General features: G+C 72.7%; 12 protein-coding genes. 8 read left to right on the top strand and 4 right to left on the bottom strand.

Features of this window, described 5'->3' with window-relative positions; genetic code table 11:
* Positions 1-61: 61 nt before the first annotated feature.
* The 5 genes from ACQP2F_RS35520 (at position 62) to ggt (ending at position 8330) form a co-directional block, all read left to right on the top strand.
* A complete protein-coding gene (locus ACQP2F_RS35520) occupies positions 62-1528 on the top strand; it encodes an alpha/beta hydrolase (RefSeq protein ID WP_433295335.1) in 1467 nt (488 codons plus the stop codon).
* A gap of 156 nt (positions 1529-1684) precedes the next feature.
* A complete protein-coding gene (locus ACQP2F_RS35515) occupies positions 1685-2752 on the top strand; it encodes an MFS transporter (protein ID WP_433295333.1) in 1068 nt (355 codons plus the stop codon).
* 53 nt (positions 2753-2805) lie between these two features.
* Positions 2806-4584, top strand: a complete 1779-nt coding sequence (locus ACQP2F_RS35510; protein ID WP_433295331.1) for an ABC transporter ATP-binding protein — start codon at positions 2806-2808, stop codon at positions 4582-4584.
* A gap of 2 nt (positions 4585-4586) precedes the next feature.
* Complete coding sequence (locus tag ACQP2F_RS35505; protein WP_433307724.1) at positions 4587-6512, top strand: ABC transporter ATP-binding protein; 1926 nt, start codon at positions 4587-4589, stop codon at positions 6510-6512.
* Between the two features lie 30 nt (positions 6513-6542).
* The gene (gene ggt / locus ACQP2F_RS35500) at positions 6543-8330 is read left to right on the top strand and encodes a gamma-glutamyltransferase (RefSeq protein ID WP_433295329.1); all 1788 of its coding nucleotides are present in this window, start codon (positions 6543-6545) and stop codon (positions 8328-8330) included.
* A gap of 3 nt (positions 8331-8333) precedes the next feature.
* Here the strand turns inward: ggt and ACQP2F_RS35495 are convergent, their stop codons facing one another.
* The gene (locus tag ACQP2F_RS35495; protein ID WP_433295327.1) at positions 8334-9233 is read right to left on the bottom strand and encodes a hypothetical protein; all 900 of its coding nucleotides are present in this window, start codon (positions 9231-9233) and stop codon (positions 8334-8336) included.
* 86 nt (positions 9234-9319) lie between these two features.
* Between ACQP2F_RS35495 and ACQP2F_RS35490 the strand changes: the two genes are divergently transcribed.
* The 3 genes from ACQP2F_RS35490 to ACQP2F_RS35480 are packed head-to-tail and all read left to right on the top strand — an operon-like array spanning position 9320 to position 12174.
* Positions 9320-9865: a winged helix-turn-helix domain-containing protein gene (locus tag ACQP2F_RS35490; protein ID WP_433295325.1), complete on the top strand. Its 546-nt coding sequence runs from the start codon at positions 9320-9322 to the stop codon at positions 9863-9865.
* On the top strand, positions 9858-11132 hold the full coding sequence (locus tag ACQP2F_RS35485; protein WP_433295323.1) for an MFS transporter: 1275 nt from the start codon (positions 9858-9860) through the stop codon (positions 11130-11132). Before ACQP2F_RS35490 ends, ACQP2F_RS35485 begins: the two co-directional genes overlap by 8 nt.
* A gap of 10 nt (positions 11133-11142) precedes the next feature.
* Positions 11143-12174 carry a pentapeptide repeat-containing protein gene (locus tag ACQP2F_RS35480; protein WP_433295321.1) on the top strand — a complete coding sequence of 344 codons (1032 nt, stop codon included), beginning with the start codon at positions 11143-11145 and terminating at the stop codon, positions 12172-12174.
* Between the two features lie 9 nt (positions 12175-12183).
* On the opposite strand, the gene ACQP2F_RS35475 is transcribed toward ACQP2F_RS35480, so the two are convergent.
* Genes ACQP2F_RS35475 through ACQP2F_RS35465 form a run of 3 tightly spaced genes read right to left on the bottom strand, consistent with a single transcriptional unit; the run spans position 12184 to position 15413 of the window.
* A complete protein-coding gene (locus tag ACQP2F_RS35475; RefSeq protein ID WP_433295319.1) occupies positions 12184-14310 on the bottom strand; it encodes an ATP-binding protein in 2127 nt (708 codons plus the stop codon).
* Positions 14311-14348: 38 nt separating this feature from the next.
* Positions 14349-15026, bottom strand: coding sequence for a tRNA (guanosine(46)-N7)-methyltransferase TrmB (gene trmB, locus ACQP2F_RS35470; protein WP_433295317.1), 678 nt, complete (start codon positions 15024-15026; stop codon positions 14349-14351).
* A gap of 15 nt (positions 15027-15041) precedes the next feature.
* Positions 15042-15413, bottom strand: a complete 372-nt coding sequence (locus tag ACQP2F_RS35465) for a hypothetical protein (RefSeq protein ID WP_433295315.1) — start codon at positions 15411-15413, stop codon at positions 15042-15044.
* Positions 15414-15438 lie beyond the last annotated feature (25 nt).

The raw sequence follows: 15438 nt of genomic DNA, 5'->3' as shown, positions 1-15438 counted from the left end.
GGCCCGGCGAACTTCACCGGTTTCGCAGACGGGTGATCATGAAACGTCTGAAGATGGCGCGGTGCGAGCTTTCGCGGTCACGGTCCTGCTTCTCCTGACGTACGCGGTGCCGCCCGCACAGGCGCGGGAGGTGACCCCGCCGGTGATCCTCTGGGCGAGATGTCCCGAGGACGCGACGGTGCAGTGCGGCACGATGCGGGTCCCGGCCGACTGGGCCGACCCGTACGGCCCGACGATCCTCCTGACCATCGCCCGGCGCCCGGCCACCGACCCGAAGCAGCGGCTCGGCGCGCTGCTGGTCAACCCGGGCGGGCCGGGCGGGTCCGCGGTGGACTTCACGTTCGACGCGACCACGTTCTTCTCGGCCGAGCTGCGCAAGCACTTCGACATCGTCGGGATGGACCCGCGCGGGGTCGGCCGCAGCAGCCCGGTGCTGTGCTCGCAGGACCTGGTCGACGCCAAGCCGAACCCGCTGGTCACGAGCGAGCGCGACTATCTCGCCGTGATCGGCTACAACCGGCGGCTGGCCGCCGACTGCGCCGCCCGCTCCGGCCCGGTCTTCGGGCACGTCGACACGCTCAGCGTCGTGCGCGACGTCGAGGCGGTCCGGGTCGCGCTCGGCGACGAGAAGATCAGTTTCTACGGCGCCTCGTACGGGTCGCTGATCGGCGAGCAGTACGCCGAGAGGTACCCGCAGCGGCTGCGCGCGCTGGTCCTGGACGGCGTGATGGACCACAGCGCCGGGCTCGCCACGTTCCTGATCCAGGAGACCGCCGCGGCCCAGGATTCCTTCGACGAGTTCGTGAAGTGGTGCGCCCGCGACGCCCAGTGCGTGCTGCGCGGCCGTGACATCCCGGCGCTGTGGGCCACGTTGGTTGCCCGGGCCAAGGCGGGCACGCTGCGGAACCCGTACGACAAGGCGGACAAGCTCAACGTCGCCGACCTGGCCGAGGCCGCCTTCGCCGCGTTCTACGAGCCGCAGTGGTACTCGTTCGCGTACTACCTCAAGGACGCGGCCGGGCTCACGGCGAAACGGCGGATCGCGCCGCCGCCACCACCGCCGTCGGTCGACATCACCGACCACAGCTTCCCGGCCGTGATCTGCTCGGACTGGTACCTGCCGATCACCGGCTTCCGCGACCTGCGCCGCCGGCTCGACATCCTGGCCGGGCGCGCGCCGCAGATGCTGGCCTCGCCGCTGGCACTTGCCGCCACCGTCGGCTGCCTGGGCTGGCCGGTCGCGCCGGCCAACCCGCAGCGCCCGCTGGTCGTGCCGCCCGGCTCGCCCCCGATGCTTCTGATCGGCTCCCGGCACGATCCGGCCACCGCCTACATCTGGGCCCAGCGGGTGGCGCACCAGCTGCGCCCGGTCGCCGACCTGCTCACCTACGAGGGCTGGGGACACGTCGTCTACAACCGCAGCCCGTGCGTGGCGGCGGCCGCCGACGCGTACCTGATCTCGCTGAAGCACACCCCGCCCGGCACCGCCTGCCCGGCGATCGAGCCCAGCCCGTTCGGAGTCGGCTGATCGGGGTAGGTAACCCCATATGCTCGTCCTGAGCCGTTACGTCGCGGCCGCCGTCTGCGCCCGTCTGGCCGACGAGGGCGCCCGCGTCGCGTCCTCCTGCTCGCCATCGAGCGCACCGGCCGGGCGAGCGCCGGCGGCCTGCTGGTCGCGGCGCTCATGGTCCCGCACGTCCTGGCGGCGCCGCTGGTCGGCGGCGTGGCCGACGCGGCCCGCCGGCGCCGCGCGTTCTACCTGGCCGCGTTCCTCGCCTACGCGGCCCTGCTGGTCACGGCGGCCCTGCTGATCGGCCGCCTCACCGTGGTGGCGGCGGTCGCCCTGCTGGCCGCCGGGTGCGCCGCGCCGCTGCTGATCGGCGGCCTGACCAGCCTGCTCGGCGAGCTGGCCGGGGATCGCCTGGAGCGTGCCTTCGGCCTGGACGTGACCACCTACAGCATGGCCGGGATCGCCGGTCCGGCGCTGGCCGCGGTCCTGGCCGCCGCGCTCGGCGCGTCGTGGTCGGTGGTGGCGCTGAGCGCGCTGGCCGTGGCCGGCGGCGTGCTGGTCGCGTCGCTGCCGATCCGCTCCCGCGCGGCCGCAACGGACCGTGTGCACCGGGCCGATCCGCTCGCGGCGCTGCGGGTCATGCGGCGGGACCGGGAGCTCGGGGCGGTCACCGCGGGGTCGGTGTTCAAGGAGATCGGGGCCGGCGCCCTGCCGGTGATCGCGGCCCTGCTCGCGGCCCGGGTGGGCGACACCGCGTACACCGGCCTGGTCCTGTCCGTCGCCGCCGCCGGGGGGCTCGCCGGCTCGCTGCTCACCACGGCGTTCCCGATCCGGCGCCGCTCACCGGTCGCGGTCGTGCTGCTCTGCGTGACCGGCATCGCGGCCGCCTTCCTGCTCGTCGCCGCCGTGCCCGGGCTGGCCGGCGTCGCGCCCGCGGGGTGGCCGGCGCTCGCGCTCTTCGCGGTGGCCGGCGGGCTGGGCGCGCCGCTGGTGGTGGCGGTCTTCTCGGTCCGCGACCGGGCCGCGCCCCCGCACCTGCGGACCCAGGTCTTCACCCTCGGTGCCGGGCTCAAGGTGACCGGCGCCGCACTCGGGGCGGCGGTGGCCGGCCTCGCCGCGCCGGCCGGGGTGACGGCGCTGCTGCTCGGCGTCGCCGGCTGTCAGGTGCTGGCCCTGCTCGCCACCGCCGTGGTGGCCCGCGTCACTCCCGCACGGCGCCGGGTCGAGAGTATCGTTAGCTAAGCTAAATACCTCGCCGGGAAAGGCCCGAACTCGCGTGGGAAAGGGAGGCGCCGTTGAGCCGCCGCGCGCCCAAGGCGTCCATCGATCCCGATGTCCGCAAGAGCTGGCTGCGTCGCGCGCTGCCGCTCGTCAAGGCCCATCGCGGGCTGCTGATCACCTCGCTGGTGCTGTCGTTCGTCGGCCTCGTCGTGCAGGTGCAGATCCCGAACCTGGTGCGGATCGGCATCGATGACGCAATCGTCGACCGGTCCGGCGACCTCGCCACGTACACCTGGGCGATCATCGGGCTCGCCCTGCTCCAGGGCCTGATCAACTATCTGGCCCGGCTCTACCTGCTGCGCACGGCGTACGAGATGGAGTACGACCTGCGCAACATCGTCTACGCCCACCTGGTCCGCATGCCGTTCGGCTTCTACGACCGGGTGCAGTCGGGCGAGCTGATGTCCCGCTCCGGCTCGGACATCCGGGCCGTGCAGATGTACCTGTCGTTCGGCCCGTCGATCCTCGTCCAGTGCCTGATCGCGGTGGTCGCGTTCATCCTGATGCTGTCGATAAACGTGCCGCTCGCGATCGTCGCCATGGTGACCATGCCGATCATCGGCGTGCTCGGCGTCAGCATGCGCAAGGCGATCTTCCCGGTCTCGTGGATGATCCAGGCCCGGCTCGCCCAGCTGGCCACCGTCGTCGACGAGAACATCCAGGGCGTCCGGATCGTCAAGGCGTTCGCGGCCGAGGGGCGCCAGCTGCGGTCGCTGGCCGAGAGCGCCGACCGCATCCGCTGGGCGTACCGGCAGGACGCGCGCATCCGCAGCCGGTGGAACCCGATCCTGGACAACCTGCCGCGGCTCGGGCTGGCCCTGGTGCTGCTCGTCGGTGGCCTCATGGTGATCAACGGGAACACCACCGTCGGCACGATCGTGGCCTTCAACTCGTACGTGCTGATGCTGCAGCCGCCGTTCCGCATGCTCGGCATGATGATCATGATGGGGCAGCGGGCGTCGGCGTCGGCGCGGCGCATCTACGAGATCCTCGACACGCCGAGCGACGTGGTCGACGACGCGGACCCGATCGAACGACCCCTGCGCGGCAACCTGGTGTTCGACGACGTCAGTTTCGCGTACCCCAACGGGACCGTCGCTCTTGATCATCTGAACTTGGCCTTGCGGGCGGGGGAGACGGTGGCCGTGGTCGGCGGCACCGGATCGGGCAAGTCGACGCTCGGGCGGCTCGCCGCCCGCTTCTACGACGTCACCGGCGGCCGGGTGACCATCGACGGCGTCGACGTCCGCCGGATCAAGCTGTCCGCGCTGCGCGAGCAGGTCGGCATCGTGCCCGACGAGCCCTTCCTGTTCTCCCTGTCCATCCACGACAACATCGCGTACGGGCGACCGGAGGCCACCCGCCGCGAGGTGATCGAGGCCGCGGTCGCCGCCGGCGCCGACGAGTTCATCCTCGAGCTGCCCGACGGCTACGACACGATCGTCGGCGAGCGCGGCTACACGCTCTCCGGCGGGCAGCGGCAGCGGATCGCGATCGCCCGGGCGCTGGTGGTCGACCCGCCGATCCTGGTGCTCGACGACGCGACGAGCGCTATCGACGTCGGCGTCGAGCAGCGCATCCACGGCTCGCTGCGGGAGCGCATGCAGGGCCGCACGACGCTGATCGTGGCCCACCGCCTCTCCACGATCAGCCTCGCCGACCGGGTGGTGCTGATGGCCGGCGGCCGGGTGATCGCCGACGGCACGCACGCGTCCCTGCTCGCCGGCGAGCCGCGCTACGCCGAGGTGCTGGCCGCGGCGACCGAGGACGACACCGCGGAGGTGCCGGCGTGAGCATGTTCGGCGGCGGCTTCGGCGGCTTCAACGTGGCCGGGCGCCCGTCGGTGGGCGCGGCCGGCAAGAACGGCAACGGCCTGCCGTTCGCCGGCATCCCGGCCGACCTGGCGGCCGGGGTGGCGAAGCTCGAGGCGCGGGAGCCCGACCACGGCGACCCGCACGCGCCCTTCGACCCGGTGGCGGACTCCGGCGGCCGCATCTCGCTCGGCCGGCTGCTGGTCCGGCGGCCGGGCCTGCTGATCACCGCCTCGCTGGCGATCCTGGTCGAGACGCTGTTGCTGCAGGCCGGGCCGTACCTGGTGCAGGTCGGCATCGACCACGGCATCGCCCAGCGGAACCTGCGGGTGCTGCTGATCGCGACGATCTGCTTCGTGGCGGCCGTGCTGCTCACCGGGGTGGCCACCGCGATCCGCATGCGCAAGACCGGCATGCTCGCCGCCTCGGCCACGCGCGACCTGCGCATCCGCATCTTCGGCCACCTCCAGCGGATGTCGCTGGACTACTACACCGAGGAGAAGGCCGGGGTCACCATGACCCGGATGACCTCCGACGTGGAGGCGCTGCAGAACCTGCTGCAGGACGGCTTCGCCCAGTTCCTGATCCAGGGGCTGACCATGGTCGTGGTCACCGCGGTCCTGTTCCACTACAACGTGCCGCTGGCCCTGCTGACGCTGGCGCTGGTGGTGCCGCCGCTCACCGCCTCGTCGCTGTGGTTCCGGCACGCCGCCGACCGCGGCTACAACCGCCAGCGGGACACGATCGCCGCCATGTTCGCCGACCTGGCCGAGAGCCTCAACGGCGTACGGGTGGTGACCGCGCACAACCGGCAGGAGCGCAACGTGGTGGCGCACCGCTCGGTGGTCGGCGCCTATCGCGACGCCAACGACTGGACCGGGCGGATCAACGCCATCTACGGGCCGTGCACGTCGGTGATCGGCCTCGTCGCGATGGCGATCCTGCTGCTGGTCGGCGGCCGGATGGTGCTGCGAGGCTCGCTGACGATCGGGGAGCTGACCGCGTTCGTGCTCTACATCAACGCGTTCTTCCAGCCGGTGCAGCAGCTGGTCCAGCTCTACACGCAGTACCAGCAGGGCAAGGCGGCGATCGGCAAGATCCGTGCGCTTCTCGAGACGGCCCCGTCCGTACGTCAATCGCCGTCCGCCGTTGTTCTTCCGCCCGTCGCCGGGGAGATCGTCTTCGACGACGTCACCTTCGGATATTTGCCCTCTCGTCCAGTCTTATCGCATCTGTCGCTCCGGATCGCGCCCGGGGAGACGATCGCTTGCGTGGGCCCGACCGGCGCCGGCAAGTCCACTTTGGCCAAGCTCGTCACCCGGTTCTACGACGTTGATTCCGGAAAGATCACCATTGACGGGTACGACCTGCGGGACGTGACCCTGGCGTCGCTGCGGACCCAGATCGGCGTCGTCCCCCAGGAGCCGTTCCTGTTCGCCGGCACGCTCCGGGACAACATCGCCTTCGCCCGCCCCGGCGCGACCGACGACGAGGTCTGGGCGGCGGTCGACTCGGTCGGGCTGCGCGAGCTGGTCGAACGCTCGCCCGACGGCCTCGACACCCCGCTGCACGAGCGCGGCCAGTCGGTCTCCTCGGGCGAGCGGCAGCTGCTGGCCCTGGCCCGGGCGTTCCTGGCCGAGCCCCGGGTCGTGGTGCTGGACGAGGCCACCTCCAGTCTCGACCTGCGCTCCGAGCTGCGCGTGGAGGCGGCGCTCGACGCGCTGCTGGAGGGCCGCACCGCGATCCTGGTCGCGCACCGGCTCTCCACCGCGATGCGGGCGGACCGGATCATCGTGGTGGACGACCACGGCATCGTCGAGTCCGGCTCGCACGCCGAGCTGGTCGCCGCCGGGGGTCGATATGCCGCGATGTTCGAGACGTGGGCCGCGACTTCTGGTAGGCAGGGATAGACAGCAGCCTCTGCCTACCTCGGAGGATCGATGCGGATCTTGCCGGTTCTTGCTGCAGTTTCCCTCTCCACGGTCGTCGTCGCGGCACCCGCGTCGGCGTCGCCGCCGACCCCCGCGCTCGGCCCGACCGCCACCGGCTACGGCGGCGCGGTGTCCACGGTCGACCCCACGGCCACCGCGGTCGGCCTCGACGTGCTGCGCCACGGCGGCAACGCGGTCGACGCCGCGGTCGCGGCCGCCGCCACGCTCGGCGTCACCGAGCCGTTCTCGGCCGGCATCGGCGGTGGCGGCTTCTTCGTCTACTACGACGCGAAGCGCCACCGGGTCTCCACCATCGACGGCCGCGAGACCGGGCCGGCCACGATGACCTCCACCTACTTCATCAACCCGGAGACCGGCAAACCGTACGACTTCCAGGAGGCCCGGGTCAGCGGTCTTTCCGCCGGTGTGCCCGGCACGCTGGCCACCTGGGAGGCGGCCGCCCGCAGCTGGGGCACCCGCCCGCTGTCGCGTCTGCTCCGGCCGGCCGCCGCGGTGGCCGACCGCGGCTTCCCGGTCGACGCCACGTTCCGCCAGCAGGTCACCGACAACGCGGCCGCGTTCGGTCAGTTCGACGCGACCAGCGCCATCTACCTGCCCGGCGGCCAGCCGCCCGCCGTGGGGTCGATCCTGCGGAATCCGGATCTGGCCGACACGTACCGGCTGATCGCCCGCAAGGGCACCGATGTCTTCTACCGCGGCCCGATCGCCGCCGACATCGTGCGGACCGTCCAGCATCCGCCGGTCTCGGCCCATCCGATCGGCACCTGGGCCTACCCGATCCGGCCCGGCCGGTTGACCAGGGACGACATCGCCTCCTACCGGGTGCGCCGGCCGGCGCCGACCCGGTCGGACTTCCGGGACCTCACTGTGTACGGCATGTCGACGCCGTCCAGCGGCGGCACGGCCGTCGGCGAGGCGCTGAACATCCTCGAACAGAGTCGTCTGTCCGGGGCCGACGTCACCCAGGTGCTCCACCACTACCTCGAGGCGTCCGCGCTCACCTTCGCCGACCGGGGGCGCTACGTCGGCGCGTACACGCCGCAGTGGATTCTCGACCGGCTCATCTCCGACCGCTGGGCCCGGCAGCGCGCCTGCCAGATCTCGCCGTCGGCGGCGATGACCAAGCCGGTCCCACCGGGTGACATCACCGCTTCCGGCTGCACGCCCGCCGCCGTCGGCGGACCGACCGAGCAGGGCCGGAGCACCACCAACCTGACCGTGGCCGACCGCTGGGGCAACGTCGTCGAGTACACGCTCACCATCGAGCAGACCGGTGGCAACGCCATGGTGGTGCCGGGGCGGGGCTTCCTGCTCAACAACGAGCTCACCGACTTCAACTTCACCGGTACGCAGGGCGACGCGCCCGACCCCAACCTCCCCGGCCCGGGCAAGCGGCCGCGCAGCTCGATGTCGCCGACCATCGTCCTGTCCGGCGGCAAGCCGTTCCTGGCGCTCGGCTCGCCGGGCGGCGCCACGATCATCACGACCGTGCTGCAGATCCTGGTCAACCGCCTGATCCTGGGCATGCCACTGCCGGCCGCGATGGCCGCGCCGCGCGCGTCCCAGCGCAATACGGCGGGCATCCAGGCCGAGCCCGCGTTCCACACCCGGTATGGCCCGGCGCTCACCGCGTTGGGTCACACGTTCGGCCCGGACACCCCCGAGCTGGGTGCGGCCACGGCCATGGAGTTCACGTCGCACGGCGGCATCATCGCGACCGCCGAGCCGGTACGCCGCGGGGGCGGCGCGGCCGGCGTGGTCCATCCCGCCCGGTAGGTCCTACGTCAGCTCCCAGTCCTGCGACTGGGAGCTGACGCCGGCCCAGGCGCCGAGCCGGAAGCGGATCAGCCGGGCCGACGCCTTCACCTCGAACACCATCGGCCGCGAGATCTCCCAGGCCGGTTCGAGCGGAGCGGCGGGAAACGCCTGCATCGCGGCGGTCATCGTGGCGTTGCGCTCGTACGACCGGCCCTGGTCGTCGATGACCCAGGCAGGGCTCGTCTCGACGTCGTCCGGGAACGGCGTCGAGCCGGTGTTGCTGACGTGCACCTGGATCGACATCAGGCGGTTGCCGGCGGCCGGCTCGAGCTCGGGGAAGGACGACAGCTCCGGGTCCTCGATCCGCCCGAGCGACACCTGCATCCGGTCGCCGTTGTCGCGCCGCAGGACGACGGTGCCGTCGCGCGGGACGATGCCGCCGGCCGGCACCGCCGCCGGGCTCGACGGCCCGGGCGCGGGTGTCCAGCTCGGCGGTGCCGGCGATGCCCACGGGTCGACGGGTGGGATCAGGACCGCCGCCGACGGCGTCGTCGGGGCCGTCACGATCCGGGCCGCTTGCGCGACGATGGGCGCGGGACGGTGGGCGGACTGGTACGTGACGGTGGCGACCACCCCGCCGGCCGCGGCGACCGCGGCCACCGAGAGCAGGGCGGCCCAGCTTGCGCCGCGAGGGGCGGTCGCCCTTCCGGCCGGCGGCCCGGCGACAGGGGCCGTTCCGGTCGGTGATCCGGCGACCGGCGGCGCCGTTGTGGCCGGCGTCGCCGCTGTGGCCGACGGCGCTTCTATTGCCGGCCGTGTCGCCGGACGCCGGCGGGCCCGGGCGAGGACGAAGGCCCCGACGGCCGCGGCGGCGAACACAGCGGTGGTCACCCAGCGGGAACGGTCGCGCGGTTCGGTCACGGTGGGCGCTTCGGCCGAGCGGGACGAAAGCTGAGCCGTCCTCGCGGCAGTTGCTAGAGATATCTTTCTAAAGTAATCTCTAGCGTATGCGCGAGATCAAGCTGACCGACCCGCGGGCGATGCGGGCCTACGCTCACCCGCTGCGCCTGCGCCTGATCGGGCTCCTGCGCACCGACGGCCCGATGACCGCCACCCAGGCGGCGGCGCGCCTCGACGACAACGTGCCGAACTGCTCGTTCCACCTGCGGCAGCTCGCGAAGTACGGCCTCGTCGAGCGGGCCCCCGCGGCCGACGGGCGGGAGCGGCCCTGGCAGGCCACCGCCCAGCAGACCTCGTGGACCGACGACTCCGACGACCCGGCGGTGCGGGCGGCGACCGACCAGCTCAACAACGCGGTGCTCGGCGGCTATCTGCAGCGGGCTCAGGAATACCTCGCCGTCCGCGGCGACGAGCCGGTCGAGTGGCGCCGGGCGGCCGGGTTCAACGACTACCTCGTGCACGTCACGGCGGCCGAGCTGACCGAGCTGACCGAGCGGATCGAGGCGCTGCTGGCGCCCTACTCCGATCCGGCGAGGCGGCCGTCGGGGTCGCGGCCGATCCAGCTGATCAGCATGGCGGTGCCGCGTGACTGACCCGCTCCTGGCCCGGCCGGCGTTCCGTCGCTACTGGTCGGCGCAGACCGTCTCGCTCCTCGGCGACCAGGTCACGGTGCTGGCCATGCCGCTGCTCGCGGTCCTGGCGATCGGCGCCGGGCCGGCCGAGATGGGCTGCCTGACGGCGGCCGCGCTGCTGCCCAACCTGTTCTTCTCGCTGCCGGCGGGCGCCTGGGTCGACCGCCGCGCGCACAAGCGCCGCCTCATGATCGCCGCCGATCTCGGCCGGGCCGTGCTGCTGGTCGCGGTGCCGGTGCTGTGGTGGGCCGGCGCGCTGACGCTCGACCTGCTCTACCTGGTGGCGTTCGGCACCGGGACGCTGTCGGTGCTGTTCGAGGTGGCGCACAGCAGCCTGTTCGCGTCGCTGGTCGCGCGGCCCGACTACGTGCGGGCCAACAGCCTGGTCAACGGCAGCCGGGCGATGTCCTTCGTGGCCGGTCCCGGCGTCGGCGGCCTGCTCGTGCAGGTCTTCACGGCGCCGTTCGCGCTGCTCGCCGATGTGCTCACGTTCCTGGCGTCGGCCGCCTTCCTGCGGCGCATGCGGGTCGCCGAGCGGCCGGTCGCGCCCGGCCAGGCCGCGGGCATGGCGGCAGGCATGGCGGCCGGGATGCGGTTCGTGATGCGCTCGCCGGTGCTGCGGGCAATCCTGCTCGGGGCGACGACGCTCAACCTGTTCAACTACGTGTTCGCCGCGCTCTTCGTGCTCTACGCGACCACGAGCCTGCACGTGGCGCCGGGCACGCTCGGCCTGATCATCGGTGCCGGCGCGGTCGGCGGCCTGCTCGGCGCGGTGGTCGCGGGCCCGGTGAGCCGCCGCATCGGGATCGGCCCGGCGCTGATCGTCGGCCTGGTCGTCTTCCCCGCGCCGCTGATCCTGGTCCCGCTCGCCGGCGGTTCGAAGACCGCGGTGCTCACCATGCTGTACGCCGCCGAGTTCGTCTCGGCGCTGGGCGTGATGCTGCTCGACATCACCGCCGGCTCGATCCAGACGGCGGCCACCCCCGACCACAAGCTCGCCGTGGTCGCCGGCTTCAAGCGCACGGTCAACTACGGCATCCGCCCGATCGGCGCCCTCCTCGGCGGCTGGCTCGGCACCGCGATCGGCGTGCGCCCGGCCCTGTGGGTGGCCACCGTGGGCGCCCTGCTCGGCGTGCTGTGGGCACTCTTCTCACCGCTGCGCACGATGCGCGAGCTGCCGGCCGGCGAGCCCGAGCCCGCCTTGTGCGCGGCCCCCGCGGTGGGATAGAAGTGCGGCTGTGCCCCTTCGCCGCCGGATAGCCGCCTCGTCGGGATTGGTCTACCGGGAGAAGCGGCCGAGCCGCGTGCGGCCCCGCTCGTTCATCCTCCACATCGGTGTCGTCCTGCTGCTCGCCGCGGTCACGGCGGGCGTCGCTGCCGTCGTCGTCTGGCTGATGCTGGCCCGGCCCGACCTGTCCCGCACGCCGCCGCGGCCGGCCCCGTCCGGCGCGGCCCCGTCCGGCACGGCCCCGACGGGTGCGACGTCGGCCGGCACCCTCACCGTCGCCGAGCGTCTCGACGCCGTGAAGATCGTGCTGGCCGTGGTCGGCGGCATCGGCGCGATCGTGGTGCTCACCGCCGGCTACCGCAAGCAGCGCAACGAGGACGTGGCCGCCTACTGGGAGGAGACCAAGGCCTTCTCCGACCGCTTCGCCAAGGCGGCGGAGATGCTCGGCAACGACGAGTGTGCGGTCCGGATCGGGGCCGTCGCCGCCCTCGCTCAGCTCGCCGACGAATGGCCCGGCGGTCGCCAGCAGTGCATCGACACGCTGTGCGGATATCTGCGCCTGCCCTACGCGTCTTCGTCGCCGCCGAGCGGCAATGCCGAGGTCCGCCGGTCGATCATCCGGGAGATCCGCAACCATCTACGCGACGAGTGGTCGGGAGTGTCCTGGCGGGGACACCGCTTCCGCTTCGCGGGCGCCTACTTCGACTCCGGCGAGCTGACCGGGGCGGTGTTCGAGGGCGGCAACGTGAGCTTCCACGGCGCGACGTTCGCGAACGACTGGTTCCTTTTCCACCGGGTCGAGTTCCGCCGGACGAACCTCTCCTTCGCCGAGGCGGAGTTCAAGACCAAGGTCACTTTCACGAAGGCGGTGTTCGAGAACAGCACCGTCTCGTTCAAGGATGCGAAGTTCGAGGGGGAGATCGCGTTCACCGATGCGGAGGTTCGGGGTGCCCGCCTGGACTTCGGCGGGGCGAGCCGCGACCCGGCCGCTGTCATCGACTGGGGGCCGCTCGCGCCGTACGTGCCCGTAGCGCTGCAGTGAGTGAAGCGGTCAGCGCGCGTCCATCGGCAGCCGGACCAGCACCGTCGTGCCCGCGCCCTCGTGGTCGACCAGCTCGATGCTGCCGTGGTGCCGGCTGACCACGGCCCGGCTCAGCGTGAGACCGAGGCCGGTGCCGGGAATCGCCTGGTCCCGCGCGCGGCTGGTCCGGTAGAGGCCGGTGAACATCTTCTCCCGCTCGTCGGTGGAGACGCCGAGCCCGGTGTCGGAGACGGCGAGCTCGGCGGCCCGCCCGGCGGCCTTGAGCGAGACCTCGATGTGGCCACCGTCGGGGCTGTACTTCACCGCGTTGCCGAGCAGGTTGTCGACCACCTGGCTCAGCCGCTTGCGGTCGCCGGGGAGCACGAGCTGGTCGGGCAGGTCGTCGTCGATGACGAGCGCGTCGCCGTGCACCGCCGCCCGCGCCTTGGCGAGCGAGTCGCGTACCACCTCGGCCAGGTCCATCGGCGTCAGCTGCAGGTCCGCGTGCCCGGCGTCCAGCGCCGAGAGCTCCATGAGCTCGTTGATGATGTAGCGCAGCTGGTTGGTGTTGCGGTCGATGACCTCGAGCAGGCGCGGTCCCTCGGCGAGCAGGGTGGCCTCGTCGGCCTCGCGCAACAGCTCGGTGTACGCGCTGATCGACGTCAGCGGCGTGCGCAGCTCGTGCCCGATCAGCGCGAGATACTCGTTCTTCGAGCGGTTCAGCTGCCGTTGCAGGTCGTCGACCATGCGCCGCTCGACGAACTGGCCGATGTGCGCCGCGATCCCGCTCATCAGCGCCAGCAGCTCGTCCTCGGGATCCTCGACGGTGTCGGCGAAGACCGTCAGAACCCCCAAGGTCTCGAATCCTTCCCGTACGGGCACAGCCAGCGCCGCGTGCAGCCGGGAGCTCGCGGCGGTCTCCTCGGAGATCAGGCTCTGCGGCTGGCCGACGTCCCGGATCCACAGCGGCTTGCCCACCTGCCAGGCCCGCCCCGCGAGACCCTGCCCGAAGGGAAGGTCGACCGGCACGTCGATGCCGGCCTGCCAGCCCGGCGCGCTCCACCGGGCCGCCGAGCGCACCACCCCGGCGGCCGCGTCCACCAGCCACAGCTCGGCGTGCACCCAGTCGAGCGTGCCGACCACGGCCTCGAGCACGCGGGGCCCGGCGGCCTCGATGCTCGGCGCCTCGGCCAGCGCCGTGGTGACCGCGAGCTCACAGGTGCGGAACCGCTCGACCCGGCGGCGGCGGGTGACGTCCTGCACGGCCTGCACCGCGCCGACCGTGCGCCCGTCCGGCCCGGTGATCGGGTGCGCATCGACCAGGTAGTGCCGGGTCCGCCGGTCCGGCCCGTGCAGGATCACCTCCTCGTCGCGGAGGTGATCGCCGCGCAGCGCCCGGAACAGGCCGAGGTCGTCGCGGGTCAGCGGCCGGCCGCCGGCGTCGGTGAGCCCGTCAGCGGCCGGGATCTCGCCGGGCAGGCCGGCCTCGCCCCACATGGCCCGCATCCGCTCGTTCACGAAGACGACCTTGCCGTCGGCGTCGCAGGCGGTGACCCCGTCGTGCAGGCTGTCGAGCACCGCGTCGAGGAAGCGCCGCTGCTGGTCGATCTCGTGCCGGGCCAGCTGCTCGGTAATCAGCAGGGTGCAGACCTGCGCCGCCTCGGCGACCGCGGCCACCTCGTCGGCCGACCACTCGCGCGGCCGGCGATCGCAGGCGCAGCAGATGCCGAGAACCGCGCCGTTCCGGTCGCGTACGGGTTGACCGAGATAGGCCCCGGTCTGGCCGGGCGGCACCCGGTCGTCGGCGGAGAGGTCGGTGACCAGGACCGGCCCGTCGGTGCGCCGCACGATGGCGGCGAGCGACTCCTCGATCGGCACGTCGGCGATCTCGTCCCAGAAACCGGACATGCCCCAGCCGCCGTAGAGCCGCAGCCGCCCCTGCTGCACGAAGTGGATGAGGCCCATCGGCGCGTGCGCGGCCCGGGCGACGAGGGCGGCGAGCTGATCGGCGGCGCCGCTGGTGAGCACGCCACGGTGCGGCTCGGCCGAGCCGGTGAGCAGACCACGCTCGAGCAATCCGGGCCCGGCCCCGCCCTCGACCGTCGCGAGAGAGCCCCACGCCCGGGCCGCATCCGGGCCGGGGTCATTTCGCCGCATGGCCTACCTCCGGCCTTCAGCGTACGGGAGATACCCGGTCAGAAGCGGCGCAGATACCGCAAATCAGAGATCATCCGACCGGCCAGGACGCCGCGCCGCTCGAACTTGGTCTCGGGCCGCCCGGCCCGGTCCGCGCCAGCCCGTTCCAGCCCCGGGTCGGCGTCCAGCACCTCGGCCATCGCCTCGGCGTAGTGCGGCCAGTCGGTCGCGCAGTGCAGGACCCCGCCCGGGCGCAGCCGGTCCCGCAGCAGCGCCACGTTCCCGGCCCGGATCAGGCGGCGCTTGTGGTGGCGGGCCTTGGGCCAGGGGTCGGGGAAGAACACGTGGACGGCGTCGAGCGCGCCGGGCGCGATCTTGTGCACCAGCTCCATCGCGTCGCCGCGTGCCACGCGTACGTTCCGGAGGTCCAGGTCGCCGACCAGCGCGAGAAGGTTCGCGATACCCGGCGTGTGCACCTCGGCGCCGAGATAGTCCCGCGCCGGATCGGCCGCCGCCATCGCGGCCAGGGTGTCGCCCATGCCGAAGCCGATCTCCAGCACCACCGGCGCCGTCCGCCCGAAGAGAGCGGGCAGGTCGAGGGGCGTGCGGTCGCCGTCGGGAACGGTCAGGCCGAAACGGGGCCAGAGGGCGACGTGCGCGTCGGCGTGGCGGGCGCTCATCCGGCCCCGGCGCGGGTGGAAGCTGCGGATCGGGCGGTGCTCGGCGGTCTCGGTCATAACCGCTCAAGGGTATTAGGCGCTGACGTCGATCCGCTTCGGGCCGCTGCGGGAGAGGTAGTCGAGGGCCTTCTCCAGGTGCGGCGCCAGCGGGTTCGGGCCGCCCGCTCGCTCGTACCGGCGATTGAGGTCCTTGAGGTAGACGCCGGTGACCGGCTGCCCGGTCGTGAGGTGGCCGGCCGCCCGCTCGGCCGCGATGGCCGCCGCGAACGGGTTCATCGAGTCGCGCCCGACCCGCCGGCCGGTCGCCTGGAAGATCAGCTCGCGGTCGGCGGCGGTGAGGTGGTCGAAGTCGGTCCGCTCGGTTCGCTCCGCGCGGGGCGCGCGGTGCGGCGTGGTGACGGGCAGGCGCGGGGTGCGCGTGAAGCCCAGGCCGGAGACAGTCATCGGCGTTTCCCCCATAGCTGGTCTG

The sequence above is a fragment of the Actinoplanes sp. CA-030573 genome (assembly GCF_050951115.1).
Lineage (GTDB): Bacteria > Actinomycetota > Actinomycetes > Mycobacteriales > Micromonosporaceae > Actinoplanes.
This window is presented reverse-complemented; position numbering and strand designations above follow the sequence as displayed.

Coding starts and splice junctions, on each gene's coding strand:
- ACQP2F_RS35490 (WP_433295325.1), top strand. CDS start 9,320: ATGCGCGAGATCAAGCTGACCGACCCGCGGGCGATGCGGGCCTACGCT.
- ACQP2F_RS35465 (WP_433295315.1), bottom strand. CDS start 15,413: ATGACTGTCTCCGGCCTGGGCTTCACGCGCACCCCGCGCCTGCCCGTC.
- trmB (WP_433295317.1), bottom strand. CDS start 15,026: ATGACCGAGACCGCCGAGCACCGCCCGATCCGCAGCTTCCACCCGCGC.
- ggt (WP_433295329.1), top strand. CDS start 6,543: ATGCGGATCTTGCCGGTTCTTGCTGCAGTTTCCCTCTCCACGGTCGTC.
- ACQP2F_RS35475 (WP_433295319.1), bottom strand. CDS start 14,310: ATGCGGCGAAATGACCCCGGCCCGGATGCGGCCCGGGCGTGGGGCTCT.
- ACQP2F_RS35505 (WP_433307724.1), top strand. CDS start 4,587: ATGTTCGGCGGCGGCTTCGGCGGCTTCAACGTGGCCGGGCGCCCGTCG.
- ACQP2F_RS35515 (WP_433295333.1), top strand. CDS start 1,685: ATGGTCCCGCACGTCCTGGCGGCGCCGCTGGTCGGCGGCGTGGCCGAC.